Below are 15,803 nucleotides of genomic sequence, written 5' to 3' on the forward strand. Positions count from 1 at the left end.
GGGGGCTCTGGGCTTCCCAATTGTCTCCCTTCACCGACCCGCTGCGCGGGCCACCTCTCCCCAAAGGGAAGAGGGCGGAAGGGGCGGACACCGGGAAAAGCAAAAGGGCGCCGCGTGGCGCCCTTTTCGTTCGGCCGATGGCCAGGAGGCGCCGGCTCAGGCGCCCTCGCCATAGCGCAGCGAGCCTGTCCACAACATTTCGAGCCGCCGCAGCACATTATAGGCGGTGACGAGGTCGCGGGCATCGGCGTCGTCCTTGACGTTCTGCCGGTGCACCGAATCGTGGAGCGCGCGAATGCGGTCGCACAGTTCCACCGCCTTGGGCGTCAGCTTCAACCGGGCCGAGCGCCGGTCGCGCTGCGAGGCGGTGCGGTTCACATAGCCCGCATCCACCAGCTGCTTGAGATTGTAGGAGGCGTTGGAGCCGAGATAGTGGCCGCGTTCCAGCAGGTCGCGCACCGAGAGCTCGTCCGCGCCGATGGTGAACAGCAGCATCACCTGCGACGGGCTGATGTCGTCGGTGGACAGCCGGGTCAGCTCCATGCGCAGCAGGTCGAGGAAGCGCCGGTGCGCCCGCTCGATCAAGCGCGCGATTTCAAGATGAGTGATGACCGAATCGGTCGCCGCATCCTGGGAACCCTGCGAGTCCGGCGTCGTGAAGTCGCGATCGAAATCGTGCTCCGGCGCTTTGCCGGACGACGCCGCGTTACGAGCCATGTGATGCCACCCCCTCTTTCCGGCGCAATACAGCTGTTTTCCAGCACACCCGTAAGGCGCTGCACCGATTCTTCAACGGTTGGATCCTAAATGCTGGATTGAAAAAGACAAATATGCGCGCAGCTCATAAGGTTAGCTTACGCAGGGAGCCTGCCCGACCCGGAAATGGCCGTGAAACCGTTGCCTTTCCTTATGCCACAGGTTGCGGCCGGGTGGCGGCACGAAATCTTTTTCCATCGGGTACGACAGTAAAACGTCCGATCGTGGTCGCGTCCCGGCCGCGGCACCCGCGGGCCACGGCCGGGACGGGAGGGGTCAGGCGGGTTCCTGGAGATGCGCTTCGAGGAACCACAGCGCCTTGTCGAGATCGCGCGAGGCGGCGGTGAAGATGTCGGCGGTGGTCGGATCGCCGGCCTCGTCGGCCTCGTCGATCGACTTGCGCACGGTGTTCGCCACCTTGGCGTAGCGCTCGATCAGCGCTTCGAGATGCGCCTTCACCTTGTAGATATCGGTGGGATAGGGCTCCAGCGACGTCGCCTTGACCACCGTCTGGGTGGTGCCGAGCGCGGTGCCGCCGAGCTGGACCACCCGCTCGGCCATGGTGTCGACGTGGCCGTCGAGCTGGGTGCGGAAGCCGTCCAGCATCTCGTGCACGGCGATGAATTGCGGGCCCTTGAGGTTCCAGTGCGCCTGCTTGGTGGCAAGGGCAAGGTCGATGGAGGCCGCGACATTGCCGTTGAGCAGATCGATGGCCACCTTCTTGGCGTTGGAGGGAACGTCGTTGCTGGTGCTGTGGGGATGCATGTCGCCTCTCTCTCGTTCACGAACCCGGCCGGCGCATCATGGCACCGCCGGGGCACGGGAGGCCACCCCCCGTGCGGCTTCGATCGCTAGGAAATCGGGCGCCCGGCGCCGAGTTCAAGAGGCAGGAACGTACCGCGCGGCGATCAGGCGGCGCGGTGGTGCAGGATGCGGCCGATGAAGTTGAGCAGCACCTGCGCCGCCAGGATGCCGGTGATGCCGCCGGGATCATATTCGCGGGCGACCTCGACGAGATCGACGCCGACCACCGTGCCGCGCCTGGTCAGGCCGTCGAGCAGCTCCAGCACCTCGTAATAGGAGAAGCCGCCATGGCTCGGCGTGCCCGTGCCCGGCGCGATGGACGGGTCGAAGCCATCGATGTCGATGGTGACGTAGTAGCGCTTGCCGGCGGGAATGCGGGCCAGCACCGCCTCGGTGCCGAGCTTGCGGATCTGCCGCACGCTGAGGATGTCCGAACCCATGGCGCGCGCCGCCTCGTAGCCCTCGCGGGCGGTGGAGGAGACATTGCGGATGCCGAGCTGGGTGAGGCCGGTCACATAGTCCTTCTCGGCGGCGCGGCGCAGCGGGTTGCCGTGGCCGAAGCGCACGCCGTGCCGCTCGTCGACGAAGTCGAGATGGGCGTCGAACTGCACGATGTGGATCGGTTCCTGCTCCGAGAAGGCGTTGATGCAGGGGATGTTGATCGAATGATCGCCGCCCAGCACCACCGGCAGCGCGCCGGCCTTCAATATGGCGCGCACCCCGGCCTCGATATTGGCGTGGCTCTGGATGGTGTCGGTGTGGACGATGTCGGCGTCGCCGATGTCGACGATGCGCGTCGTCTCGGCGGCGAGATAGGTGACGTCGTCCTCGTGGTCATAGGCGCCGGCATGGCCGAAGGAGAACAGCGTCGAGGCCTCGCGGATGGCGCGCGGCCCGGTGCGGGTGCCGGTGCGCCACTGGGTGCCGAGATCGAAGGGCGCGCCGAGGATGGCGACGTCGGCGTCGATCTTCGACCAGTCGAGTTCCAGCGGATACTTGCCGAAGGTGCAGATGCCGACGAAGGGCAGGTCGAGCCGGCCGCTTTCATAACCGTGGGCCATCACTCGGCTCCTTTCGCATCGACGACGCCGGCGAGTACGCAGAGCAGCTCGAACAGGATGGTGGCTCCGGTCAGCGCGGTGAGGCCGGAGGGATCGAGCGGCGGAGCGACCTCGACGAGATCGGCGCCGATGAGGTTCAGCCCCTCCAGCTTGCGCACCAGTTGCTGCGCCTCGCGGGTGGTGAAGCCGCCGATCTCCGGGGTGCCGGTGCCGGAGGCCTGCGAGGGGTCGATGCAGTCGATGTCGAAGGTGAGGTAGGTGGGGAGGTCGCCGACGATCGCGCGGGCCTCGGCCATGACGTCGGCGACGCCGCGCTCGACGAACTCCTCGATGAAGATGATCCGCACGCCGGCGGATTTGGCGAAGTCGTAATTGCCGGCGTCGGAGATGGCACCGCGCAGGCCGATCTGCACGAAGCGCTTCGGATCGACCAGCCCTTCCTCGATGGCACGGCGGAACGGCGTGCCGTGATTGTAGCGGCTATTGCCGAAGAAGCTGTCATAGGTGTCGGAATGGGCGTCGAACTGGATGAGCCCGACCGGCCCGTCGGAAGCCAGCCCGCGCAGGATCGGCAGCGAGACGAGATGATCGCCGCCGACGGTGAGCGGCAGGGCGCCGGCCGTCTTCACCCCGGCATAATGCGCGGAGATGAGGTCGAGCGTGCGCATCAGGTCCATCGGATCGACCGGCACGTCGCCGCAATCGGCGACGCGGGCGCGGTCATAGGGCGACAGGCCGGTGACGTGATGCACGCGGCGCGTCAGGCTCGACTGGTTGCGGATCTCGCGCGGCCCGTGGCGGGTGCCGACGCGGTTGGTGGCGCCGCCGTCATAGGCGATGCCGAGCAGGGCGATGTCGACCTCGGCCGGCTCGGCCTGCGGCAGGCGCATGAAGGTGGGGATACCAGCATAGCGGGGCACGGCGCCGGAATCGAGCGGCTCGAAACGTCCTGTCATGATCAGACCTCGGCCGGGCTCAGAGCCCGAACTCCCTGGTTATGGCGGCGGAGATGTGCGTGAGGTAGTCCGCCATCAGCAATTCGCCCTTCTCGGGCGTCGAGCCGACCGCGACCGCCAGCACGCCGGAGGGCGGCAGGCCGAAATCGGTGGGGATCGGGAAGCGGTCATAGGTGGGGAAGGTGGCGGGGCCGTCGGTCGGCACCTTGTCCATCTCGACGAGTTCGGGCCGGAACAGCAGCATCAGCGAGGTCTCGAGCAGGCTCGCATGTTCGAGCTCGATGCCGGGAAAACCGTCCGGGAACAGCTTGTCCAGCGTCGGGCGGGTGGCGAAGTCCCAATATTCGAGGCGCATCACCTGCATGTCGTCGATGCCGTCGCGCCTCAGTTCGCGCAAGGCGAGGTCGAGGCCTTCCACCGACGGCCAGAGATTCTCGTAATGGCCGTTGACGATGACCAGCCGGCGCACGCCCTGGCGGCCGAGATTGCGGATGATGTCGCGCAGCACCAGCGCGAAGGTGTTGGCGTCGAGGCTGAGCGTGCCGGGGAACTGCTCGCCACCGCCCGAGCGCGGCATCGACTTGCAGCCGTAATTGACGGTGGGGGCGACGAGGCCGCCGACCGCCTTCGCCACCCGCTCGCACACGCCGGTGGGCAGCACCACGTCGACCCCCAGCGGCAGATGCGGGCCGTGCTGCTCGGTGGAGCCGAGCGGCAGAAAGACCGGGGCACCGGCCGCGACCTTCGCCGCGAATTCCGGCCAGCTCAGTTCGTCGAGACGCACGCTGTCGACCATGATCTTCCTCTGTGTCCGAGCTGATGTTGCGTAGAGATGCGAGGCTCCCTTTCCCCGCGGGGAAAGGGAAAGGCAGGCGTGATCTGCCGAGGTCAGTGCATGGCCGCGCCGCCGTCTATGCTGAGGCATTGCCCGGTGATGAAGCCCGTCGCCCGGCTGGAGAGGAACAGCACCGCCTGTGCCACTTCCTCCGGCCGGCCGACGCGGCCGAACGGGTTGCCGGTCTCCAGCCGCTTGAGCTCGTCGCTGAGATTGTCGAAATCGAGCAGCGGGGTGTCGACAGGGCCCGGAGCGATGGCGTTGACCTGGATATGCGGGGCGAGCTCGCGGGCCCAGGAGCGGGTGAGGGCGAGGACGGCGCCCTTGGTGCCGGCATAGCCGGAAAAGCCGGCCCGGCCGAGATAGGCCAGCTCCGAGGCGATGTTGACGATGCGGCCCCTGATAGGTCCTTCGCCGGCAAAATATTTCAGCGCCTCGCGCGCGACCAGTATGGGGCCGCGGATGTTGACGCTGGCCATGCGGTCGAAGGCGGCGACATCGAAGCTCATGAGCGGCGTTTCGAGGCAGATGCCAGCGCAGTTCACCACCACGTCGAAGCCGCCCCCGAGATGGGCGGCGGCGGCCTCCATGCTGCCGGCGACGGCGGCCTCGTCGGCGACATTGGTGAGGATGGTCGGCCAGTTCGCCACTTCCGGCGGGTGCAGGTCGAGGCCCACCACCCGGGCGCCGGCATCCGCCAGCGCGTTGGCGCTGGCGAGGCCGATGCCGCTTGCCGCGCCGGTGATGACGACGCGCAAATCCTTGTGGGGCGCTACCATGGGAATTCTCCGCGATCGACGCCGAGGCTCTGGCCGGTGACGTTGGCCGCGAGGTCGGACGCCAGGAACAGATAGGCGCCGGCCATGTCGTCCGGCTCCATGAGACCGGGGAGAATCTGCGCCGAAACGATCGTGCTGAGGAGGTCGTCCGGTGCAACGCCGCGGGCCTCAGCCATGCGATGGAGGGACCTCAGCGAGGCTTCTGTGCGCACCCAGCCGGGGCAGACGGCGTTGACGGTGATGCCGCGCGGGCCGAGTTCCCGGGCCCAGGTCTTGGTGAGGCCGATCACCGCATGCTTGGAGGCGACATAGGCGCCGAACAGCGCTTCCGAGCCGCGCGACCAGATCGAGGCGGTGTTGACGATGCGCCCGCCGGCGCCCATGCCCGGCAGCAAGGCGCGGGTCACCAGGAACGTCCCCACCACGTTGATCTCGACGACGCGGCGGAAGGCGGCCTCGTTCGCCTCGCCGGCATCGTCGAGCGGGGTGATCAGCTCGAGGCCGGCATTGTTGATGAGCACGTCGAGGCGAGGGAGCTGCGCGGCCAGCGCCGCCATGTCGCCGGCATGGGTGATGTCGGCCCGGTGCCCGGTGGCGCCGAGCCGCTCGGCGGCCTCGAAGATCGCCTCGTCGTCGGCCAGCATGTGCAGCCGCGCCCCGGCGGCGGCGAAGCCGCGGGCGATGCCGAGCCCGATGCCGCGGCTGGAGCCGGTGACGAGCACGGTGCGGCCGGCAAGGCCGGCGAGGCCGATATCGGTCATGCGTCTTCCCCCAGAAGCCGACCGATGCTCGCTCAGATTCACATTCGCAAAAATCTCTTTTAATGGAAGTTTGTATCGACAATCATCGATGTAACGCCCGGAGCCTGCCATGCGCCGTCTCGACAATATCGACCTGCGGCTGCTCAGGGTGTTCGTGGTGCTGGCCGAGGAGGGCGGGTTTCACGAGGCGCAGATCGCGCTCAACCTGTCGCAATCGACGCTCTCCACCCATCTGGCGGCGCTGGAGCGCAAGCTCGGTGGCCAGCTCTGCGAGCGCGGACGCGCGGGCTTCCGCCTTACCCCCTTCGGGGACTCGACGCTGGCGGCGGCGCGGCGGCTGTTCGACGACATAGAGGGTTTCCACGCCCGCATCGGCCAGGACCGGCACCGGCTGGTGGGGCGGCTGCGCATCGGCATTCTCGACGGGGTGGTGACCAACCCGCATCTCGGCCTGCAGACGGCGCTCTCCCGCTACATGGACTATGCGGCGGAGGTGTTCGTCGATCTCGTGCTCGGCACGCCGCACGAGCTGGAGCAGGCGCTGCTCGACGGCGAGCGCGACGTGGTGATCGGCGCCTTCTCGCAGAAGGTGCCGGGCATTTCCTACATTCCGCTGCACCGCGAGCCGCAGGCGCTGTATTGCGGGCGCGGCCACAGGCTGTTCGCGCGGCCGGCACGCGAGATCGGCCAGGCGGAGATCGAGGCGGCGCTGTTCAGCGTGCGCGCCTATCGGCATTTCGACGACCTGTACCGGGTGAACCATCCGCGTGCGAGCGCCTCGATCGTGCAGATGGAGGCGCAGGTGATGCTGATCCTGTCCGGCCATTTCATCGGCTACCTGCCGCGCCATATCGGCGAGGACTGGGTGGCGCGCGGGCAGATGCGGGTGATCCGGCCGGAGAGCTACGGCTTCGAATCGGCGCATTTCGTCGCGACGCGCCGGCTGAAGGGCGAGCGGCCGCTGATCGATGCGTTCGTGAGGGAGTTGCGGAAGGGGGCGGGGGGCTTGCCGCCGGAGCCGGCGCCGGCGCGCTAGAGGCGGCGGCCACGGCAGCGGGTTGCGGGAGGTGGTGGCGGGGAGAGCGGGTTGCGGGAGGTGGGCTGCTCCCTCTCCCCGTGGGGGAGGGTTGGGGTGAGGGGGCTCGATGCTTTCCAGCGTCGTCGCCCCTCACCGACCCCGCTGCGCGGGGCCATCTCTCCGTCGAAGCCGGATGCTTCCGGCTTCGACCCTGTCGAATCCCAACTCGGCAACAGCCGAGTTGGGGTGGGGAGAGGAAAAGAAAAAAAGGAGCGTCGGGCGGAACGCGCCTACAGCCGCTCAAATCCCCCGCCGCACCCGGTCGCTGAGGTTCTTGCGCTCGCGGATGATGGCGTCGAGAGCGGCCTGCTGCGCGGGCGTGCGCGGCAGCTGGTCCATCTGGTCGAGCTGGTTCAGCGCGACGAGGCGCAGGAGGTCGTCGCGCACCTCGCCATCGGCGTCGCGGGGCAGTTCGGCCACCAGCTGGATGTGCTCGGGCGGCGCATGGCCGGGCAGGGCACTCGCCAGCCGGGCCCGCAGCGCCGGCTCGGTGACGTCCGGCCCGGCCTCGACGAAGGCATAGAGGCCGAAACTGCCGCCGGGGGTCGGGAAGTCGCAGATATGCGCGTCGCGTACGCCGGGGGCGCTGGCGAGGGCGGCGGCGAGGCGCGGGCCTTCCTCCATCGCGCGGGGGCCGCGGCCCTCGGTGTCATGGTAGTTCAGCAGCTTGCGGGTGACGAAGTTGTAGACCTTCTTGCCGCTGGCCATCCACACCCGGTTGATCAGGCTCTTGCGGGACAGAATCTTCTTCTCGCGCGCCGTCAACGCCTCCGGGCAGAAGCTGCGCTTGTGCTTCAGCAGGTGGCGGATGTCCTCATAGGCCGCGATGCGGAACAGCTTCGAGCGCCTGGAGAAGCAGACGGCGAGCTGGAAATCCATCAGCACCGCGCCGCCATCGGCGGCATAGAGCCAGTTCTGCGGCTTGGCGAGGTCGTTATGGGCGATGCCGCGCCGGTGGATGGCGCGCAGCCCTTCGCGGGCGGCGGCGAACCACTGGGCGTTGCCGACCGGGCGGGCGATCTGCAAGGGCAGGCCATCGACGAAGCCGCGCACCAGCCAGCCTTCCTCCAGCGCGAACACCGGCACGGTGTGGCCGCTGCCATTGGCCCGGCGCAGCGCGCGGGCCTCGCGGCGGGCGAAATGCCGGGCGAGCGGCTTCACCCACCATTTCACCCCGGCATAGTGCCGGCGCACGGCGGGGTGGGCGCCCTGCGCGTCATGCCAGATGCCGCGCTCGATGGTGGAGAAGATGTCGCGCTTGAGCACGGTGTCGAGCTCGAAGCGGCCGCCCGAGGTGCGGGCGGTCGGCATCGGTGGATCGGTGAAGCGGCGGGTCACGCGGACACCTCGCCATCGCCGGGCACGGCGTTGCGCGCCCATTGGTCGATATCGGCGAGGGCGCGGCGGGCCATTTCCTGCTTCTTGGCGACGGTCTTCTGGGTGCCGCGCAGGCGGTTGCCCTCGGCATCGCGGGTCGGATTGGCGGCGAGCGGCGGGAACAGGCCGAAATTGACGTTCATCGGCTGGAAGGAGCGCGGGCCGGGTTCCACGGTTTCGATGTGGCCGCCGGTGATGTGGGCGAGCAGCGCGCCATGGGCGGTGGTGGCCGGCGGCGGCGGCAGGGCGACACCCAGCCGCTCGGCGGCGGTGAACAGGCCGGCGATCAGTCCCATGGCGGCGCTCTCGACATAGCCTTCGCAGCCGGTGATCTGCCCGGCAAAACGCAGGCGCGGCTCGGCCTTGAGGCGCAGCGTGCCATCGAGCACGCGCGGCGAGTTCAGATAGGTGTTGCGGTGCAACCCGCCGAGGCGGGCGAATTCGGCGTTTTCCAGCCCGGGAATCATGCGGAAGATGCGCACTTGCTCGGCATGGCGGGCCTTGGTCTGGAAGCCGACCATGTTGAACAGCGTGCCCAGCGCATTGTCCTGCCTGAGCTGGACGATGGCGTGCGACTTCACCAGCGGATCGCGCGGATTGGTGAGGCCGACCGGCTTCATCGGGCCGTGGCGCAGCGTCTCCGGCCCGCGGGCGACCATCACCTCGATCGGCAGGCAGCCGTCGAAATAGGGAGTGTTGGCCTCGAATTCGCGGAACGGCACGGTGTCGGAGGCGATGAGCGCGGCGACGAAGGCGTCGTACTGCGCCTTGTCCATCGGGCAGTTGATGTAGTCGGCGCCGGTGCCGCCCGGGCCCGGCTTGTCGTAGCGCGACTGGAACCAGGCGACGTCCATGTCGATGGAATCGAAATGCACGATCGGGGCGATGGCGTCGAAGAAGGCCAGCGAGGTCTCGCCCGAGCGCTCGCGAATGGCCTCGGCCAGCGGCGGCGAGGTGAGCGGGCCGGTGGCGAGAATGACGCTGTCCCACTCGGCCGGCGGCAGGCCGGCGATCTCGCCGCGTTCCAGCGTGATCAGCGGGTGGGAAGTGATGGCGTCGGTGACCGCCTGCGAGAAGCCGTCGCGGTCGACCGCCAATGCGCCGCCGGCGGGAATCTGGTGGCTGTCGGCGCTGGCCATGATCAGCGAGCCGAGCCGGCGCATCTCGGCATGCAGCACGCCCACCGCATTGGAGGTGGCGTCGTCGGAGCGGAAGGAATTGGAGCAGACCAGCTCGGCGAGGCCGTCGCCCTTATGGGCATCGGTGCCGCGGGTGGGCCGCATTTCGTGCAGCACCACCGGCACGCCGCGACGGGCGAGCTGCCAGGCGGCTTCCGAGCCGGCGAGGCCGCCGCCGACGATATGGACGGGAGAAGGAGTCTTCACGTTCATGCTGGGTAGGGTCCGCTTTTCCGGGCGGCCCCTTAGCACGGATCGCGATCCGGCGCAGGATTATCGCTCAGAGCGATATCGCGCCGGGAGACAGGCGCCGCCCGCGCGCGGGGCCCACAAACGAAAACGGCCCCGGAAGGCCGGGGCCGCTCAGTCCGCGTTCTCAGAGGATCCGCAGGCGGGTTGAACCGCCATCAGGCCGCAGCGGCCGCCTGACGCGCCACGCGGAAGATTTCCGAGCGCGACACGTTGATGTCGGCGAGGGTGCGGTCGTCGAGCTGGGAGAGCTCGGTAACGGTCCGGCGATAGGCCTGCCAACGGCGGATCTGCTTGGCGATAAAGCCCCAGTGCAGCATTCTAGTCTCCATCAGGTTGCGAAAGCGGAGCGGCTACCGGGGTTGGCTGCACGCTCCGTAATCATTTCGCTGCCTATATATTCGACAGAATGCCCGTCCAGTAGAATGTATGTGGCATCCCAGCCATGCGGCCGGCGCATGCGACGCCCATAATTCATTCATAATTGCGCCGGGCGCCTTTGTTGCACCGCACTCAAGCCACGGCGAGCGCCTGATCGAGGTCGGCGATGATGTCGGCGGCGTCCTCGATGCCGACCGACAGCCGCACCACGTCCGGCCCGGCGCCGGCCGCCACCTTCTGCGCCTCGGAAAGCTGGCGATGGGTGGTGGAGGCGGGGTGGATGATCAGCGAACGGGTATCGCCGATATTGGCGAGGTGGGAGAACAGCTTGACGTTCGACACCAGCGCCACGCCCGCCTCGTAGCCGCCCTTGAGCCCGAAGGTGAACACCGCGCCGGCGCCCTTCGGCGTGTAGCGCTGGGCGAGGTTGTAGTAGCGGTCGCCGGGCAGGCCGGGATAGCTGACCCATTCCACCTTGGGGTGCTCGGCGAGGAATTTGGCGACGGCGAGCGCATTGTCGCTGTGGCGCTGGAGGCGCAGCGGCAGCGTCTCGATGCCGGTGAGGATGAGGAAGGCATTGAAGGGCGACAGCGCCGGGCCGAGGTCGCGCAGGCCGAGCACGCGGGCGGCGATGGCGAAGGCGAAGTTGCCGAAGGTCTCGCCGATGACGACGCCTTCATATTCCGGCCGCGGCTGCGACAGGAAGGGGTAGCGCCCCTCGCGCAGCCAGTTGAAGGAGCCGCCGTCGACGATCAGCCCGCCGATGGAGTTGCCGTGGCCGCCGAGGAACTTGGTGGCGGAGTGGATGACGATGTCGGCGCCGTGCTCGAAGGGCCGGATGAGGTAGGGGGTGGCGAGCGTGTTGTCGACGATCAGCGGCACGCCGGCGCGCCTGGCGATCTTCGATATGGCGGCGATGTCGGTGACGATACCGCCCGGATTGGCGATCGATTCGACGAAGATCGCCTTGGTCTTGGGCGAAATGGCGCGCTCGAACGAGGCGATGTCGTCGAGATCCGCCCACACCACGTTCCAGCCGAAGCTCTTGAAGGCGTGGTTGAACTGGTTGATCGAGCCGCCATAGAGCTTGTTGGCGGCGACGAATTCGTCGCCGGGCGACAATAGGGTCTGGAAGGTGAGCAGCTGCGCGGCGTGGCCGGAGGCCACCGCCAGCGCGGCGGTGCCGCCCTCGAGCGCGGCGACGCGCTCCTCCAGCACCGCGTTGGTCGGGTTGCCGATGCGGGTATAGATGTTGCCGAACGCCTTCAGCCCGAACAGCGAGGCGGCATGGTCGACATCGTCGAAGACGAAGGACGTCGTCTGGTAGATCGGCGTGGCGCGTGCCTTGGTGGCCGGATCCGGCGCCGCGCCGGCATGCACGGCGAGGGTGGCGAAGCCGGGCGTCTGCGCCGCGTCGCGGGTCTGCTCGCTCATTGGACATCCTCCATGGCGGCACCACCGCCGCCGGGCGACAGTTCACGCCCGGCGCCTAAAAAACGCAACTATGGCGTATAGAATTTTTCAGAACAAAATTCTGTTGTGAATTGCGGAGTGGTGGATCGTTCGGGACGAGCGGTTCGCTTGTTTTCCGGCCGGGCGGAGGCGCAGCCGGAGCGCCGAGCCGGAACGTGAGGGGAGACGCCGCCGCAGGCGCTTCTTGGAAGTCTGCCCCCCTGCTTCCCTCTCCCCGCCGAACTCGGCTGTTGCCGAGTTCGGTTCCGGCAAGATCGAAACCGGATATATCCGGTTTCGACAGAGAGGTGGCCCGCGAAGCGGGTCGGTGAGGGGACACCACTGGGAAGCGAAGAAGGCCCCTCACCCCACCCCTCTCCCCGACGGGGAGAGGGAGCGGACTGCCGTCGTCGGGTATGCTTACGGAATTCGGTATAAGGAGATCGCTGGCTTCGCCGATTACTCCTTTGGACCCCGGATCGGCGCTGCGCTGGGCGCGGCTTGTCCGGGGAACCGCTCAATGCGGCCCGCCGAGGCGCAGGCGCGGCATCTCGATGGCGGGGCAGCGATCCATGATGACGGCGACCCCGGCTTCCTCGGCGCGCCGCGCCGCGGCATCGTCGCGCACGCCGAGCTGCGACCAGATCAGCTTCGGCAGGGGGACGAGCGCCAGCGCTTCCTCCACCACCTTCGGCAGATATTCCGGGGCCCGGAACACGTCGACCATGTCGATCGGCTCCGGCACGTCGGCGAGGCGGGCATAGGTCGGCAGGCCGGCAATGTCGCGGCCGGCCTGGCCGGGATTGATCGCGAACACCCGGAAGCCCTGCAAGGCGAGATAGCGGGCGACGCCATGGCTGGGGCGCGCCGGATTGGGGCTGGCGCCGACCACGGCCACCGTGCGCACGCGGCCCAGCTGCTCGGCGATATAGGCGTCGGAATAGGAATCGTGATTCACAGCGTGATTCATGGGGCGGGCTCCATGGGGCAGATCGATCGCATATGGTGATGGCAGGCATGAAATCTATGCTGGTGTCGCCGGGCTGACAGAGCCCGCACGCCAGCGATAATATCGCGGACGATGGAATGCCGGGAGGACGGAATGGGTGAGGTGGCAGAGCGCAGGATCGGCGTCGAGGCGAGCCCGCGGCCGGGCGACGGCATGGCGGCGGACGCGCTGCAGGCCTATCTCGTCGCCGAGTTCCCCCAGGCCTTCGGCCCCGGCCGGGCGCACGAGATCGCCGGCGTGGATGGGGAGAAGGTCACGCTGCGGCTGCTGGCCGGCGACGAGCATCTGCGCCCGGGCGCCACCGTGTCGGGCCCGACGATGATGGGGCTGGCCGACATCGCCGCCTATGCGGTGATCCTCGCCGCCATCGGCCCGGTGCCGCTGGCGGTGACCACCAATTTCTCCATCAACTTCCTGCGCCGCCCGGCGCCGGGGCCGATGCTCGCCGAAGCCAGGCTGATGAAGCTGGGCAAGCGCCTCGCCGTGTGCGAGGTGGCGCTGATGGGAGAGGGCGAGGAGGAGGGGGAGCCGGGGGAGCGGGAGCCGGGGGGACGGGAGCTCTGCGCCCATGCGGTGACCACCTATTCCATTCCGCCACGAGGGATTTGAGGGCCTTACGGCAAGGTATTTTTATACCTATTTTGCAAGCTGTTGATTTTGCTTCGATAATATCGACGTCATGCGATTGACGCGCGTGGGCCGCTCGGTTACAAGCCGCGCCCAAGTGAAGTGCGGCCTCAAGGCGGCACCCTTACGCATATTGGATCAATCCCATGAAGACGTTCTCGGCAAAGCCTGCCGACATTGAGAAGAAGTGGGTGGTGATCGACGCGACCGACCTCGTGGTCGGCCGTCTCGCGACCATCATCGCCATGCGCCTGAAGGGCAAGCACAAGGCCATCTACACCCCGCACGTCGATTGCGGCGACAATGTCGTCGTCATCAACGCCGAGAAGGTGGCGCTGACCGGCAACAAGCGCAACGACAAGGTTTACTACCACCACACCGGCTTCCCCGGCGGCATCAAGGAGCGGACCGCGAAGTTCCTGCTCGACGGCCGCTTCCCGGAGCGCGTGGTGGAGAAGGCGGTGGAGCGCATGCTCGCCCGCGGTCCGCTCGGCCGCAAGCTGATGGGCAACCTGCGCGTCTACAAGGGCCCGGCTCATCCGCATGAGGCCCAGCAGCCGGAGGCGCTCGACGTCGCCGCGCTGAACCGCAAGAATGTGAGGAACTGATCATGGCCGAGGTTCTCCAGTCCCTCGACGCGCTCGACGCCCTGAAGGCCCAGGCTCCCGAGGCGCCCAAGCACGTCCAGAAGCTCGACAAGTTCGGCCGCGCCTATGCCACCGGCAAGCGCAAGGACGCGGTCGCCCGCGTGTGGGTTCGTCCCGGCACCGGCAAGATCGTCGTCAACGACCGCGAGCTCGAGGTGTATTTCGCGCGTCCGGTGCTGCGGCTGATCATCCAGCAGCCCTTCACCGCCGCGGCCCGCACCGGCCAGTACGACGTGGTCTGCACCGTCTCCGGCGGCGGCCTCTCCGGCCAGGCCGGCGCGCTGCGCCACGGCATCTCGCGCGCGCTCACCTATTACGAGCCCGAGCTGCGCGGCCCGCTGAAGAAGGGCGGCTTCCTGACCCGCGATTCGCGCGTCGTCGAGCGCAAGAAGTACGGCCGCGCCAAGGCCCGCCGCAGCTTCCAGTTCTCGAAGCGCTGACCGGCGGCTCCGGCCACCGTCGTCTATCGAAGGGCAGGCCTCGCGGCCTGCCCTTTTTGCTGGCGAGGCTTCATGTCGCGCCAGGCTGCATGTCGCGCCAGGCTTCATGTCGCGTTCCCCGGCGGTGTCGCTAGGCAGCGGCGCGCCGTTCGGCTATCTCGAAGGGGCGGGGACACGCCCCGCCCGGTGCCGCGCGCATGTTCTACGACCCGTTGACGATCTGGTCCTTCACGACCTTTTCGACGCTGCTGATCGCGGGCGTGCTGCTGCTGTCCTGGGTGATGTGGCCGGGCGAGAACGCGCTCGCCTATTGGGGCACGGCCTTCGTCCTCACCACCATGGGCCTCGCCGGCCTGGCGGCGCGCGGCGTGGTGCCGGCCTTCGCCTCCATCGAGCTGGCCAATACCGCGCTGCTGCTCGCCTGGGCAACGGCCTGGAACGGCTTCCGCGCCTTCGACCGCCGCCGCCCGGTGATCTGGCTGCCGCTGGCGCTGATCGGCGCCTGGATCCTGTCCTGCCAGCTTCCCGGCTTCCGCGACGACGCGGTGCCGCGCATGTGGGTGATGCTCGTCTTCACCACCGTGCTGGTGCTGCTCAGCATCCGCGAGATCTATCGCCGCCGCGCCGACGGGCTGGTGTCGCGCTGGCTGGTGATCGGGCTGCTGGCGCTGCATCTCGGCGCCATGGTCGCCCGGCCGGCGCTGCTGCTGGTCGGCTTCATCACCGTGAATATCGAAGGCAGCGTCCTGCGGGATCCGGGCCTCATCGTCTATGCCTTCGAACTCGTCGCCTTCCAACTGCTGATGGCGTTCTGCCTCATCGGCCTGGTGCGCGAGAGGCGGGAACGTCATTTCGAGGAGGCGGCGCTGGTCGACGATCTGACCGGGCTGCTCAACCGGCGGGGATTCCAGTCCCGTATCCGCGAGGTCGTCGCCGGCGGCGGGCCGATGGCGGTGCTGGCGCTGGACCTCGACCGCTTCAAGAGCATCAACGACGTCTATGGCCATGCCGCCGGCGACGACGTGCTGCGGCTTTTCGCGGATGTGCTGCGCGACAATCTGCGCGGTGCCGACATCGTGGCGCGTCTCGGCGGCGAGGAATTCGGCATCGTGCTGCCCGGCGCGGGGGAGGCGGCGGCCCGCGAGATCGCCGAGCGCATCCGCCTCGGCTTCCGCCGGTCCGGCGAGGGACTGCCGATGCACGAGGCGCGGCCTTCGGCCAGCATCGGCGTCGCCGCCGGTTTCCTGCCGCCGCTCGCCCCGGAGGCGGCCCTGGCAGCGCTGCAGGAGCAGGCGGATGCGGCGCTCTACGCCGCCAAGCGGGGCGGGCGCGACCGCGTGGTGGTCCATGGCGTCGGCGAGGGGGCGGCGGAACGGCCCGACCCGGGATTGAAGGCGGCGGCCCCCTGAGGCG

General features: G+C 68.3%; 17 protein-coding genes. 5 read left to right on the forward strand and 12 right to left on the reverse strand.

Features of this window, described 5'->3' with window-relative positions; all coding sequences use genetic code 11:
- Positions 1-156 precede the first annotated feature (156 nt).
- The 7 genes from KHC19_RS23550 to KHC19_RS23580 form a co-directional block, all read right to left on the reverse strand.
- A complete protein-coding gene (locus tag KHC19_RS23550) occupies positions 157-717 on the reverse strand; it encodes a MarR family winged helix-turn-helix transcriptional regulator (RefSeq protein ID WP_213355960.1) in 561 nt (186 codons plus the stop codon).
- Between the two features lie 315 nt (positions 718-1,032).
- On the reverse strand, positions 1,033-1,521 hold the full coding sequence (gene dps, locus KHC19_RS23555) for a DNA starvation/stationary phase protection protein Dps (protein WP_213355962.1): 489 nt from the start codon (positions 1,519-1,521) through the stop codon (positions 1,033-1,035).
- A gap of 143 nt (positions 1,522-1,664) precedes the next feature.
- Positions 1,665-2,621, reverse strand: coding sequence for an agmatinase (gene speB, locus KHC19_RS23560; RefSeq protein ID WP_213355964.1), 957 nt, complete (start codon positions 2,619-2,621; stop codon positions 1,665-1,667).
- Positions 2,621-3,577, reverse strand: coding sequence for an agmatinase (gene speB, locus KHC19_RS23565; RefSeq protein ID WP_213355966.1), 957 nt, complete (start codon positions 3,575-3,577; stop codon positions 2,621-2,623). The genes speB (KHC19_RS23560) and speB (KHC19_RS23565) overlap by 1 nt, the downstream gene beginning before the upstream one ends.
- A gap of 19 nt (positions 3,578-3,596) precedes the next feature.
- Positions 3,597-4,373, reverse strand: coding sequence for a creatininase (locus KHC19_RS23570; protein ID WP_213355968.1), 777 nt, complete (start codon positions 4,371-4,373; stop codon positions 3,597-3,599).
- Positions 4,374-4,465: 92 nt separating this feature from the next.
- Positions 4,466-5,191 (reverse strand): SDR family NAD(P)-dependent oxidoreductase, encoded by a 726-nt coding sequence (locus tag KHC19_RS23575; protein WP_213355970.1) that lies wholly within the window; start codon positions 5,189-5,191, stop codon positions 4,466-4,468.
- Positions 5,185-5,952, reverse strand: coding sequence for an SDR family NAD(P)-dependent oxidoreductase (locus KHC19_RS23580; protein WP_246549421.1), 768 nt, complete (start codon positions 5,950-5,952; stop codon positions 5,185-5,187). The genes KHC19_RS23575 and KHC19_RS23580 overlap by 7 nt, the downstream gene beginning before the upstream one ends.
- 109 nt (positions 5,953-6,061) lie before the next feature.
- Between KHC19_RS23580 and KHC19_RS23585 the strand changes: the two genes are divergently transcribed.
- Complete coding sequence (locus KHC19_RS23585; protein ID WP_213355972.1) at positions 6,062-6,988, forward strand: LysR family transcriptional regulator; 927 nt, start codon at positions 6,062-6,064, stop codon at positions 6,986-6,988.
- Positions 6,989-7,270: 282 nt separating this feature from the next.
- On the opposite strand, the gene KHC19_RS23590 is transcribed toward KHC19_RS23585, so the two are convergent.
- The 5 genes from KHC19_RS23590 to KHC19_RS23610 form a co-directional block, all read right to left on the reverse strand.
- Positions 7,271-8,368 (reverse strand): serine/threonine protein kinase, encoded by a 1,098-nt coding sequence (locus KHC19_RS23590; RefSeq protein ID WP_343207786.1) that lies wholly within the window; start codon positions 8,366-8,368, stop codon positions 7,271-7,273.
- Entirely contained in the window at positions 8,365-9,798 is a 1,434-nt protein-coding gene (gene trmFO / locus KHC19_RS23595; RefSeq protein ID WP_213355974.1) for a methylenetetrahydrofolate--tRNA-(uracil(54)-C(5))-methyltransferase (FADH(2)-oxidizing) TrmFO, read from the reverse strand. The genes KHC19_RS23590 and trmFO overlap by 4 nt, the downstream gene beginning before the upstream one ends.
- Positions 9,799-9,992: 194 nt before the next feature.
- Entirely contained in the window at positions 9,993-10,154 is a 162-nt protein-coding gene (locus tag KHC19_RS23600; RefSeq protein ID WP_213355976.1) for a DUF1127 domain-containing protein, read from the reverse strand.
- Positions 10,155-10,347: 193 nt separating this feature from the next.
- Positions 10,348-11,649 carry an O-acetylhomoserine aminocarboxypropyltransferase gene (locus tag KHC19_RS23605; RefSeq protein WP_213355978.1) on the reverse strand — a complete coding sequence of 434 codons (1,302 nt, stop codon included), beginning with the start codon at positions 11,647-11,649 and terminating at the stop codon, positions 10,348-10,350.
- Between the two features lie 535 nt (positions 11,650-12,184).
- Positions 12,185-12,625: a CoA-binding protein gene (locus KHC19_RS23610; RefSeq protein ID WP_213356413.1), complete on the reverse strand. Its 441-nt coding sequence runs from the start codon at positions 12,623-12,625 to the stop codon at positions 12,185-12,187.
- Between the two features lie 144 nt (positions 12,626-12,769).
- Here KHC19_RS23610 and KHC19_RS23615 point away from each other — a divergent pair, with 144 nt between their 5' ends.
- From KHC19_RS23615 to KHC19_RS23630, 4 genes are all read left to right on the forward strand, one after another.
- Positions 12,770-13,285, forward strand: coding sequence for a PaaI family thioesterase (locus KHC19_RS23615; RefSeq protein ID WP_378296931.1), 516 nt, complete (start codon positions 12,770-12,772; stop codon positions 13,283-13,285).
- 164 nt (positions 13,286-13,449) lie between these two features.
- The gene (gene rplM / locus KHC19_RS23620) at positions 13,450-13,911 is read left to right on the forward strand and encodes a 50S ribosomal protein L13 (RefSeq protein ID WP_213355979.1); all 462 of its coding nucleotides are present in this window, start codon (positions 13,450-13,452) and stop codon (positions 13,909-13,911) included.
- 2 nt (positions 13,912-13,913) lie between these two features.
- Positions 13,914-14,390 carry a 30S ribosomal protein S9 gene (gene rpsI / locus KHC19_RS23625; RefSeq protein ID WP_213355980.1) on the forward strand — a complete coding sequence of 159 codons (477 nt, stop codon included), beginning with the start codon at positions 13,914-13,916 and terminating at the stop codon, positions 14,388-14,390.
- A 197-nt stretch (positions 14,391-14,587) separates the two neighbouring features.
- Positions 14,588-15,799 (forward strand): GGDEF domain-containing protein, encoded by a 1,212-nt coding sequence (locus KHC19_RS23630; RefSeq protein WP_213355981.1) that lies wholly within the window; start codon positions 14,588-14,590, stop codon positions 15,797-15,799.
- Positions 15,800-15,803: the final 4 nt, after the last annotated feature.

This window comes from Ancylobacter oerskovii, assembly GCF_018390555.1.
Lineage (GTDB): Bacteria > Pseudomonadota > Alphaproteobacteria > Rhizobiales > Xanthobacteraceae > Ancylobacter > Ancylobacter oerskovii.